The 10,594-nt window shown below is 62.3% G+C and carries 9 protein-coding genes; 2 read left to right on the forward strand and 7 right to left on the reverse strand.

Annotated elements, in window-relative coordinates; translation table 11 throughout:
* Nucleotides 1-228: 228 nt before the first annotated feature.
* From asd to leuC, 5 genes are all read right to left on the reverse strand, one after another.
* Nucleotides 229-1,341: an aspartate-semialdehyde dehydrogenase gene (gene asd, locus ACF8GF_RS09985; RefSeq protein ID WP_021784927.1), complete on the reverse strand. Its 1,113-nt coding sequence runs from the start codon at nucleotides 1,339-1,341 to the stop codon at nucleotides 229-231.
* A gap of 63 nt (nucleotides 1,342-1,404) precedes the next feature.
* The gene (gene leuB, locus ACF8GF_RS09990; RefSeq protein WP_003247194.1) at nucleotides 1,405-2,487 is read right to left on the reverse strand and encodes a 3-isopropylmalate dehydrogenase; all 1,083 of its coding nucleotides are present in this window, start codon (nucleotides 2,485-2,487) and stop codon (nucleotides 1,405-1,407) included.
* A 54-nt stretch (nucleotides 2,488-2,541) separates the two neighbouring features.
* Nucleotides 2,542-3,306, reverse strand: coding sequence for a methyltransferase domain-containing protein (locus tag ACF8GF_RS09995; protein ID WP_339536160.1), 765 nt, complete (start codon nucleotides 3,304-3,306; stop codon nucleotides 2,542-2,544).
* Nucleotides 3,307-3,424: 118 nt separating this feature from the next.
* The gene (gene leuD, locus ACF8GF_RS10000) at nucleotides 3,425-4,069 is read right to left on the reverse strand and encodes a 3-isopropylmalate dehydratase small subunit (protein WP_003247192.1); all 645 of its coding nucleotides are present in this window, start codon (nucleotides 4,067-4,069) and stop codon (nucleotides 3,425-3,427) included.
* Nucleotides 4,066-5,499 carry a 3-isopropylmalate dehydratase large subunit gene (gene leuC / locus ACF8GF_RS10005; RefSeq protein ID WP_392460943.1) on the reverse strand — a complete coding sequence of 478 codons (1,434 nt, stop codon included), beginning with the start codon at nucleotides 5,497-5,499 and terminating at the stop codon, nucleotides 4,066-4,068. The genes leuD and leuC overlap by 4 nt, the downstream gene beginning before the upstream one ends.
* 131 nt (nucleotides 5,500-5,630) lie before the next feature.
* On the opposite strand from leuC, the gene ACF8GF_RS10010 reads away from it, so the two are divergent.
* Together ACF8GF_RS10010 and ACF8GF_RS10015 are read left to right on the forward strand one after the other, a co-directional pair.
* Complete coding sequence (locus tag ACF8GF_RS10010) at nucleotides 5,631-6,509, forward strand: LysR family transcriptional regulator (RefSeq protein ID WP_176685815.1); 879 nt, start codon at nucleotides 5,631-5,633, stop codon at nucleotides 6,507-6,509.
* 61 nt (nucleotides 6,510-6,570) lie between these two features.
* Nucleotides 6,571-9,867, forward strand: coding sequence for a PAS domain S-box protein (locus ACF8GF_RS10015; protein ID WP_392460945.1), 3,297 nt, complete (start codon nucleotides 6,571-6,573; stop codon nucleotides 9,865-9,867).
* Between the two features lie 86 nt (nucleotides 9,868-9,953).
* Here ACF8GF_RS10015 and ACF8GF_RS10020 read toward each other — a convergent pair whose 3' ends face one another.
* Both ACF8GF_RS10020 and ACF8GF_RS10025 read right to left on the reverse strand, forming a co-directional pair.
* Entirely contained in the window at nucleotides 9,954-10,397 is a 444-nt protein-coding gene (locus ACF8GF_RS10020) for an Hsp20 family protein (RefSeq protein ID WP_019437397.1), read from the reverse strand.
* A gap of 2 nt (nucleotides 10,398-10,399) precedes the next feature.
* On the reverse strand, nucleotides 10,400-10,594 hold a 195-nt coding region (locus ACF8GF_RS10025), incomplete at its 5' end, for a hypothetical protein (RefSeq protein WP_392519740.1).

The raw sequence follows: 10,594 nt of genomic DNA on the forward strand, positions 1-10,594 counted from the left end.
CTTAGAAGCAAAAGCAACGGCAACGGCAACGGCAACGGCAACGGCAACGGCAACGGCGAGAGCAAGGGCAAGGGCAAGGGCAAGGGGTCTGTCAGAGCAGACATTTCGCCATTAAACAGCGGCATGAATTATCTGGCGATTAGGCCCGCGACCCAAATGCATACTTTCAGGCATAAAAAAATACCGCACTGTCACCAGTGCGGTATTTTTCAGGTGAAGCCTGAACGATCAACGCTCCAGCAGAATCCGCAACATGCGGCGCAGCGGTTCGGCGGCGCCCCACAGCAGCTGGTCACCCACGGTGAACGCGCCCAGGTACTGCGAACCCATGTTCAGCTTGCGCAGGCGGCCAACCGGGATGTTCAGGGTGCCGGTGACCTTGGTCGGGCTCAGCTCCTGCATGCTGATTTCACGCTGGTTCGGCACCAGCTTCACCCAAGGGTTGTGCTGGCTGATCATGCCTTCGATGTCGGCGATCGGCACGTCCTTGTTCAGCTTGATGGTCAGCGCCTGGCTGTGGCAGCGCATGGCGCCGATGCGCACGCAGATGCCGTCTACCGGGATCGGGCTCTTGAAGCGGCCAAGGATCTTGTTGGTTTCGGCCTGGGCCTTCCACTCTTCGCGGCTCTGACCGTTCGGCAGTTCCTTGTCGATCCACGGGATCAGGCTGCCCGCCAGCGGCACACCGAAGTTCTCGGTCGGGAACGCTTCGCTGCGCATGGTCTCGGCAACCTTGCGGTCGATATCGAGGATGGCGCTGGCCGGGTTGGCCAGGTCATCGGCCACTGCGGCGTGGGTAGCACCCATCTGCTTGATCAGCTCGCGCATGTTCTGCGCGCCGGCACCCGAAGCCGCCTGGTAGGTCATGGCGCTCATCCACTCGACCAGACCGGCCTCGAACAGGCCACCCAGGCCCATCAGCATCAGGCTGACGGTGCAGTTGCCACCGATGTAGTTCTTGGTACCGGCGTCCAGCTGCTGGTCGATGACCTTGCGGTTGACCGGATCAAGGATGATCACCGCGTCATCCTGCATACGCAGGGACGAAGCGGCGTCGATCCAGTAACCCTGCCAGCCGGCTTCACGCAGCTTGGGGAAGACCTCGTTGGTGTAGTCGCCGCCCTGGCAGGTCAGGATAACGTCGAGGGTCTTGAGTTCTTCAATCGAATAAGCGTCCTTGAGGGGCGCTGTATCCTTGCCCACGTTCGGACCCTGGCCACCAACATTGGAGGTAGTGAAGAACACCGGCTCGATAAGGTCGAAATCCTGCTCCTCCAGCATCCGCTGCATGAGCACGGAACCGACCATACCGCGCCAACCGATCAGACCTACACGTTTCATCGCAACTACACCTTTGCTAAAAGTGGGCCGCCACCGGGAATTTTGGGGGGCGGGCCAGAGAGATTACAGATTCCGCAGCGCTGCGACTACTGCGTCGCCCATTTCCTGCGTACCAACTTTGCGGCAGCCTTCCGAGAAGATGTCGCCGGTGCGCAGACCCTGGTCCAGAACCAGGCTCACGGCCTTCTCGATCGCCTCGGCGGCAGCCGACTGATTGAAGCTGTAACGCAACATCATCGACACCGACAGGATGGTCGCCAGTGGGTTGGCGATGCCAAGGCCTGCGATGTCCGGTGCCGAGCCGTGGCACGGCTCGTACATGCCCTTGTTGTCGGCATCCAGGGACGCCGAAGGCAGCATGCCGATGGAACCGGTCAACATGGAAGCTTCATCCGACAGAATGTCACCGAACATGTTATCAGTCACCATCACGTCGAACTGCTTGGGTGCACGCACCAGCTGCATGGCAGCGTTGTCGACGTACATGTGGCTCAGTTCCACGTCCGGGTAGTCCTTGGCCACGTCCTCGACCACTTCACGCCACAGCTGGCTGGAGGCCAGAACGTTGGCCTTGTCCACCGAGCACAGTTTCTTGCCGCGCACGCGGGCCATGTCGAAGCCGACACGGGCAATACGGCGCACTTCGCTTTCGCTGTACGGCAGAGTGTCGTAGGCCTGACGTTCGCCGCCTTCCAGCTCGCGCTGGCCGCGCGGGGCACCGAAGTAGATGCCGCCGGTCAGCTCACGGACGATGAGAATGTCCAGGCCCGACACGATTTCCGGCTTCAGCGACGAGGCATCGGCCAGTTGCGGGTAAAGGATGGCCGGGCGCAGGTTGGCGAACAGGCCCAGTTGCGAGCGGATCTTCAGCAGGCCTCGTTCCGGGCGGATGTCTCGCTCGATCTTGTCCCACTTCGGCCCGCCCACAGCCCCCAGCAGCACCGCATCGGCCTTGCGCGCACGCTCCAGGGTTTCGTCGGCCAGCGGCACACCGTGCTTGTCGATGGCGGCACCGCCAATCACGTCGTGCGCCAGACTGAAGCCGAGCTGGAACTTGTCGTTGGCCAGTTCCAGTACCTTGACCGCTTCGGCCATGATTTCCGGGCCGATACCGTCACCTGGGAGAATCAGAATCTGCTTGCTCATGCTTTCCTCTATCCATTCACGCGGTGTGGCCAAGCGGGCCCCACCGAAAAGTGCTTAACGCTCGGCCCACAACACCAGCACATCGGTGCTGAACGAGCCGTCGGCCTCGATCTGGTAATACTGCCGTACTTCTTCGCCCATGGCTTGCTGCAACTGGCGGATGGCCACGCGCATCGGCTCGGGTGTGCGCATGCGCTCAACCCAGGTGCTCCACTCCAGGCGCAGCGGTTGGCGGGTGTGGCTGCGCACGTGCAGGCCGGCTTCGCTGACCTGCCGCTGCCACTCGGCGGCGGAATAGTCGCGCACATGGCTGGTGTCGCGCAGCACTTCGACCGTTTGCAGGTAAGTGTCGAGCAGCGGGCTGCCCGGCGACATCACGTCGATGAACGCCGCCACACCACCCGGCTTGAGGACCCGGCGCACTTCGCGCAGGGCCAGGCCCAGGTCGCTCCAGTGGTGGGCCGAATAACGGCTGAAGACGAAGTCGAACGAAGCATCGGCGAACGGCAGGCGTTCGGCAGCGCCGCGTTCGGTAATGATATTGCCCAGGCCGCGTTCGGCGGCGGCGCTGGCGACCACGTCGAGCATGGATTGAGAGAGGTCGTAGGCGACCACTTCGTTAACCAGGGGGGCGACGTGGAAGCTGACATGACCGGCACCGCAGCCCAAGTCCAGCACGCGGGCATGGGCCTGCCCTGCCAGCTCGGCCTGCAGCAGGGCGAATTCACTGCCTTGGGCGTGCACGGCGCTGCTGAGGTAGGCGCTGGCCTGTTCGCCGAACTGGCGTTGGACCACATCGGTGTGCTGGGTGCTGGTCATGTCTCGTTCCTTTAGATTTTTGTTGCCTGTGCCGGCCTCTTCGCGGGTAAACCCGCTCCTACAACGACCGCGTAGCCCTCTGTAGGAGCGAAGAGGCCGGCACTTTCACCTACGAACTTCAGGCATCACGGAACAGCCAGGGCTGGCTGGCACGGTGCTTGGCTTCGAAGGCCTTGATCGCATCGCTGTCCTGCAGGGTCAGGCCGATATCGTCCAGACCGTTGAGCAGGCAGTGCTTGCGGAACGCATCGATCTCGAAGTGCAGCACCTTGCCATCCGGGCGGGTCACCGCCTGCGCCTGCAGGTCGATGGTCAGCTGGTAGCCCGGGTTGGCTTCGACCTGTTTGAACAGCTCGTCGACTTCCTCATCGCTCAGAATGATCGGCAGCAAGCCGTTCTTGAAGCTGTTATTGAAGAAAATGTCGGCAAAGCTCGGCGCAATGATGCTGCGGAAGCCGTACTCGTCCAGCGCCCAAGGGGCATGCTCACGGCTGGAGCCGCAACCAAAGTTCTCCCGCGCCAGTAACACGCTGGCACCCTGGTAGCGCGCGTGGTTGAGCACGAACTCCTCATTGACCGGGCGCTTGCTATTGTCCTGGTAGGGCTGCCCCACATCCAGGTAACGCCACTCGTCGAACAGGTTCGGGCCAAAGCCGGTGCGCTTGATCGACTTCAAGAACTGCTTGGGGATGATCTGGTCGGTGTCGACGTTGGCACGGTCCAACGGTGCGACGAGGCCAGTGTGCTGGGTAAAGGCTTTCATGCTGCGCTCCCTTGGATCAACTCGCGGACATCGATGAAGTGGCCAGCTACAGCAGCAGCGGCGGCCATGGCCGGACTGACCAGATGGGTACGACCACCGGCGCCCTGACGGCCTTCGAAGTTGCGGTTGGAGGTGGACGCGCAGTGCTCGCCGCTTTCCAGGCGGTCCGGGTTCATCGCCAGGCACATCGAGCAGCCTGGTTCACGCCATTCGAAACCGGCTTCGAGGAAGATCTTGTCCAGGCCTTCACGCTCGGCCTGAGCCTTGACCAGCCCCGAGCCCGGTACGACGATGGCTTGCTTGACACTGGCAGCCACCTTGCGGCCCTTGGCGATTTCCGCCGCTGCGCGCAGGTCCTCGATTCGCGAGTTGGTGCACGAGCCGATGAACACACGGTCGAGCTTGATATCGGTGATCGCCTGGTTGGCGGTCAGCCCCATGTACTTCAAGGCACGCTCGATCGAACCACGCTTGACCAGGTCGGCTTCGGCAGCCGGGTCTGGCACACGCTGGTCGACAGCCAGAACCATTTCGGGCGAAGTGCCCCAGCTGACTTGTGGCTTGATCTGGGTGGCATCCAGTTCCACCACGGTGTCGAATACGGCGTCGTCATCCGACACCAGGTCTTTCCACGATTCGACCGCTTGCTTCCACTGCTCGCCCTTCGGCGCGTACGGACGGCCTTCGACGTAGGCAACGGTGGTGGCATCGGTCGCCACCAGGCCCACGCGGGCACCGGCTTCGATGGACATGTTGCAGATGGTCATGCGGCCTTCCATCGACAATTCGCGGATGGCACTGCCAGCGAACTCCATGGCGTGACCGTTGCCACCGGCGGTGCCGATCTTGCCGATCACGGCCAGCACGATGTCCTTGGCGGTAACGCCGGCCGGCAATTGGCCTTCCACGCGCACCAGCATGTTCTTCATCTTCTTGGCGACCAGACACTGGGTGGCGAGCACGTGCTCGACCTCGGAGGTGCCGATGCCGTGGGCCAGGGCACCGAAGGCGCCGTGGGTGGAGGTGTGCGAGTCACCGCAGACCACGGTCATGCCCGGCAAGGTGGCGCCCTGCTCCGGGCTGATGACGTGGACGATGCCCTGGCGCTCGTCGTTCATCTTGAATTCGACGATGCCGTATTCGTCACAGTTCTCGTCGAGGGTCTGCACCTGCAGGCGCGACACCTGGTCGACGATCGCCTCGATACCGCCCTTGCGCTCTGGCGTGGTCGGCACGTTGTGGTCCGGCGTGGCGATGTTGGCGTCGATACGCCACGGTTTGCGGTTGGCCAGGCGCAGGCCTTCGAAGGCCTGGGGCGACGTCACTTCGTGGATGATGTGGCGGTCGATGTAGATCAAGGACGAGCCGTCATCACGGCGCTTGACCTCATGGGCTTCCCAGAGTTTGTCGTAGAGCGTTTTGCCAGCCATCAGACTGTTCCTCATCAGCGTCTTTCTATGCCAAAGACCCCTTGGCTTGTACGGACGATGCTAGGGGGTTAGATTGAATAACTCAAATTCATAATTTTTATGCTTTGGATAACCCAAAGGAATACGACACCATGGACCTGGCTAACCTCAGTGCCTTCATCGCCATTGCTGAAACCGGCAGCTTTTCCGGCGCAGCCGAACGCCTGTTCCTGACCCAACCGGCCATCAGCAAACGCATCGCCGGCCTGGAGCAGCAACTGGACGTACGCCTGTTCGACCGCCTGGGGCGCGAGGTGACCCTGACCGAAGCCGGACGTGCCCTGCTGCCGCGGGCCTACCAGATCCTCAACGTCCTTGATGATACCCGACGGGCGCTGACCAATCTGACCGGGGCCGTGAGCGGTCGCCTGACCCTGGCCACCAGCCATCACATCGGCCTGCACCGCCTGCCCCCGTTGTTACGGGTCTTCACCCGCCAGTACCCGGCAGTGGCGCTGGATATTCAGTTCATGGATTCGGAACAGGCCTACGACGAGATTTTGCATGGCCGAGCCGAAATCGCCGTGATCACCCTGGCGCCCGAGCCACACCACTTGGTCAAGGCTGTGCCGGTGTGGGACGACGCCCTGGACTTCGTCGCCGCCCCCGAGCATCCGCTGGCCAGCAACCAGGCGGTCAGCCTGGCTGACGTCGCCCGCCACCCGGCGGTATTCCCCGGTGGCAATACCTTTACCCACCATATTGTCCAGCGCCTGTTCGAAAGCCAGGGCCTGACGCCGAACATCGCCATGAGCACCAACTACCTGGAAACCATCAAGATGATGGTGTCGATCGGTCTGGCCTGGAGCGTACTGCCACGCACCATGCTCGACGAACAAGTTGCACCCATCGCTTTGCCCGGCATACAGCTTTCGCGCCAGCTAGGCTACATTCTGCACACGGAGCGTACGCTATCGAATGCGGCCAGGGCATTCATGGCCCTGCTCGACAGCCACTCAGGGCCCACCTGACCGGTTGTCAGCCAGCTATTCCGATTCCAAGGACACGTCATACGCCACAGGTCTGGTACCGATGCCCAAATCAGCAAACCGCTTTTTGCGCCTGCCGCGAATACCTGCAGCTGATCCCCAGGAGTCCGAGCAGGCCTGGCAGAGCGCCCCGCAACTGCTGGCAGCGCTCAACGGTGCGCACCTGGGTGCCTGGCTATGGGATATCGAAAGCGGCAGGGTCAGTTGGTCGCGGGGTACCCAGGCCCTGTTCGGTTTCGATCCACAGCGGCCACTGCCCGCCGATATCGATTACCTCGACCTGCTGCCCGAGGAGGACCGCGCCCGTACGCGCCAGGTGTTCCAGGCGGTGGTCAACGGCGAGCCAGTGGAACAGGCCATGCGCCACCGTATCCGCTGGCCGGACGGCAGCCTGCACTGGCTGGAGATCAACGGCAGCCTGACCCACGACCCGCACGGCCGACCGCAGATGATCGGTGTGATCCGCGAGATCACCCGTCAGCGCGAGCGGGAAACGGCGCTGATCAATTCGGAAAAGCGCTTCGCCACGCTGTTCCACCTGAGCCCCAACGCCATTTTGCTGACCCGCCGCCACGATGGCATGATCTTCGAGGTCAACCAGCACTTCGAAGACATGTTCGGCTGGCCCGGCAGCCAGGTGATCGGCAAGACCAGCCTGGAACTGGGCCTGTGGGTCAACCCCGAACAGCGCCACCAGATAATCGAGTCGACCCGCGCCAACGGCGGCCCGCTGACGATGGAGGTGCAATTCCGCGCATCCAGTGGCAAGGTGCATGATGGCATCCTGTGTACCCAGGGCATCGAACTGGAAGGCGTGACCTTCCTGATCAGTACATTCGTCGACACCACCGAACGCAAGCGCGCCGAGCAGGCCCTGAAAGACAGCCAGGAGCGCCTGGACCTGGCCCTGGATTCGGCACAACTGGGCACTTGGGACTGGCACATTCCAAGCGGCATGCTCTACGGCTCGGCCCGCGCCGCGCAGCTGCATGGCTTGCCGCCTATCCCCTTTCATGAATCGTTCGATGCATTCTTCGAGGGTGTGCCAGAGCAAGAACGCAACTCGATGCGACAGGCCTACCGTAGCCTGCGCGAAGGGCCTGCCGGTAACTATCAGATCACCTACCGAGTGCAGTTGGAAAACGGCGCTTCACGCTACATCGAAAGCCGCGCTCGGCTGTACCGCGACGACCAGGGCATCCCCCTGCGCATGGCTGGCACCTTGCTCGACATCACCGACCAGGTGGAGCGCGAACAGCGCCTGAGCGCCTCGGAAGAGAAGTTTGCCAGCCTGTTCCAGGTCAGCCCCGACCCGATCTGCGTCACTCGCCAGGATACCGGCCAGTTCATCGAGATCAATCCGGCGTTCACCCAGACCTTCGGCTGGAGCAGCGAGCAGGTGCTTGGGCGTACCGCAGAGGAGATCGGCCTGTGGGCCGAGTCCGTTGAGCGCGCGCAACGTATCGAGCAGGTGATCCGCGAACAGGCGTTGAGCAACGTCGCAGTGATACTCAACCACCGCAATGGCACCCCACTGACCTGCGTGATTTCCAGCCGCCTGATCACCGTCGACGACCAGCCGTGCAGCGTTACCACCCTGCGCGACATCACCCAGCAACAACGCGCCGAAGCAGCGCTGAAGTCCAGCGAGGAGAAGTTCGCCAAGGCCTTCCACTCCAGCCCCGACGCCATCACCATTACCGAACGCCACAGCGGCCGCTACCTGGAAGTCAACGACGGCTTCTGCCGCCTGACCGGCTACAGCACTGCCGACGTGATCGGCCACACGGTGTATGAGATCGGCATCTGGGCCGACGACAAGCAGCGCAGCGCGCTGCTGGCCGAATTGCGCGAGCGCGGCCGGGTACACCACCGCGAGATGCTCGGGCGAAACAAGCGTGGCGATATCCTCACGGTGGAGGTTTCGGTGGAACCGATCACCCTCAACGAAGTGGACTGCCTGCTGCTGACTGCCCGCGACGTCAGCCAGTTGAAGAACGCTCAGGCGCAGATACGCCACCTGGCCTATCACGACCCGCTGACCAACCTGCCCAACCGCGCCTTGCTGATGGACCGCCTGAGCCAGCAGATCGCCCTGCTCAAGCGCCATAACCTGCGTGGCGCCCTGCTGTTCCTCGACCTTGACCACTTCAAGCACATCAACGACTCGCTGGGCCACCCGGTGGGCGACACCGTGCTGAAGATCATCACCGCCCGTCTGGAGGCCAGCGTGCGTCTGGAGGACACCGTAGCGCGCCTGGGGGGCGACGAGTTCGTGGTACTGCTCAGCGGCCTGGAAGGGAGCCGCGAACACGTGGAAGAGAAAGTGCGCGAGCTGGCCGACACCCTGCGCGAACTGCTGGCCGAGCCCATGTCACTGGATGGCCAGCGCCTGCAGGTAACGCCCAGCATCGGCGTGGCGCTGATCCCCGACCACGGCACCACACCGGCCGACCTGCTCAAGCGTGCCGATATCGCCCTGTACCGGGCCAAGGACTCCGGTCGCAACACCACCCAGCTGTTCCACACCACCATGCAGAAGGCCGCCAGCGAGCGCCTGCGCATGGAAAACGACCTGCGCCTGGCCTTGGCCCGTGGCGAACTGGCGCTGCACTTCCAGCCGCAAGTGGATGCCCGCGACAACCGCATCGTCGGCGCCGAAGTACTGCTGCGCTGGCACCACCCGCAACTGGGTCAGCAACCGCCCTCGCAGTTCATCCAGGTACTGGAAGAAAGCGGCCTGATCCTTGAAGTCGGCAGCTGGATTCTCGACGAAGCCTGCGACGCCTGCGCCCGCATGCTCACCGACGGGCTGATCGACGCTGATGATTTCAGCCTGTGTGTGAACATAAGCCCGCGACAATTCCGCCAGAACGACTTTGTCGGGCGGGTGCTGCGCAGCCTGGACGATTATCGCCTGCCGCGGCAGATGCTGACGCTGGAAATCACCGAAGGCATCGTCATCCAGAACCTGGAAGACACCATCAGCAAGATGCGCGAGCTGAAGCGTTACGGCGTGAGTTTTGCCATGGATGACTTCGGCACCGGCTATTCCTCGCTGACTTACCTGAAGCGCCTGCCGGTGGATGCGCTGAAAATCGACCAGAGCTTCGTACGCGACGCCCCTGTCGACCCCAACGACGCAGAGATTGTCCGCGCCATTGTCGCCATGGCGCGCAGTCTGGACCTGGCGGTGATTGCCGAAGGGGTAGAGCTGACCGAACAGCTGGCGTTTCTCGAGCGACTGGGGTGCCATCTGTACCAGGGTTATCTGCACAGCCGGCCATTGCCGTTGCCGGAATTTCGGCAGATGTTGCTGGAGGCGCCGGCAGATTACTGATGGCATGGCTCTCGCGCACCTACGGGACGGCGCGAGAAGCACGAAAAAGGGCACCTCTGGAGGTGCCCTTTTTCATTGCAGTGCGATCAGTTCAGCGCTGGTTTTTCGCCATTGATCGGAATGCGCTTGGCCTTGGCTTCTTCTGGCACGATGCGCAGCAGGTCGATGCTGAGCAGGCCATTGGCCAGGCCGGCGGCCTTCACTTCGATGTGATCAGCCAGGCGGAACGACAGCTTGAAGGCGCGCTGTGCGATACCCTGGTGCAGGTAGGTCACTTCAGCGGCGCTATTGTCGCGCTTGCCACCGGTCACGGTCAGGACACCTTTTTCGACCTGCAGGTCGAGGTCCTCTTCCTGGAAACCGGCTGCAGCAACCACGATGCGGTAGTGGTCATCGCCATGCTTTTCCACGTTATAGGGCGGGTAGCTGCTACCGGCCTCGTTACGTGCCGCGGATTCGAACAGGTCGTTGAAACGGTCGAAACCAACGGAATGGCGGAACAGTGGAGCAAGAGAGAAAGCAGTAGTCATGGTCATAAACTCCTGAGATTCAGCAAGTAGGTCATTACGCGACCCGGCTTCGGCATCGCGTACTCAAAAGATATGGCCGAGGGAAATGCTTTCAAGGGGTAAATAGAAAAAATTTGATTTTTTTGCACGGGGTTTGATGGCCTCTTCGCGGGTGAACCCGCTCCTACGACGGCCTGTGCCCCGCCACCGACCTGTGT

Source organism: Pseudomonas sp. yb_5 (assembly GCF_043103865.1).
GTDB lineage: Bacteria > Pseudomonadota > Gammaproteobacteria > Pseudomonadales > Pseudomonadaceae > Aquipseudomonas > Aquipseudomonas putida_Y.

What these genes read in the sequence shown, in the direction of transcription:
- asd (WP_021784927.1), bottom strand. Translation starts at nt 1,341, where the DNA reads ATGAAACGTGTAGGTCTGATCGGTTGGCGCGGTATGGTCGGTTCCGTG.
- leuB (WP_003247194.1), bottom strand. Translation starts at nt 2,487, where the DNA reads ATGAGCAAGCAGATTCTGATTCTCCCAGGTGACGGTATCGGCCCGGAA.
- ACF8GF_RS09995 (WP_339536160.1), bottom strand. Translation starts at nt 3,306, where the DNA reads ATGACCAGCACCCAGCACACCGATGTGGTCCAACGCCAGTTCGGCGAA.
- leuD (WP_003247192.1), bottom strand. Translation starts at nt 4,069, where the DNA reads ATGAAAGCCTTTACCCAGCACACTGGCCTCGTCGCACCGTTGGACCGT.
- leuC (WP_392460943.1), bottom strand. Translation starts at nt 5,499, where the DNA reads ATGGCTGGCAAAACGCTCTACGACAAACTCTGGGAAGCCCATGAGGTC.
- ACF8GF_RS10010 (WP_176685815.1), top strand. Translation starts at nt 5,631, where the DNA reads ATGGACCTGGCTAACCTCAGTGCCTTCATCGCCATTGCTGAAACCGGC.
- ACF8GF_RS10015 (WP_392460945.1), top strand. Translation starts at nt 6,571, where the DNA reads ATGCCCAAATCAGCAAACCGCTTTTTGCGCCTGCCGCGAATACCTGCA.
- ACF8GF_RS10020 (WP_019437397.1), bottom strand. Translation starts at nt 10,397, where the DNA reads ATGACTACTGCTTTCTCTCTTGCTCCACTGTTCCGCCATTCCGTTGGT.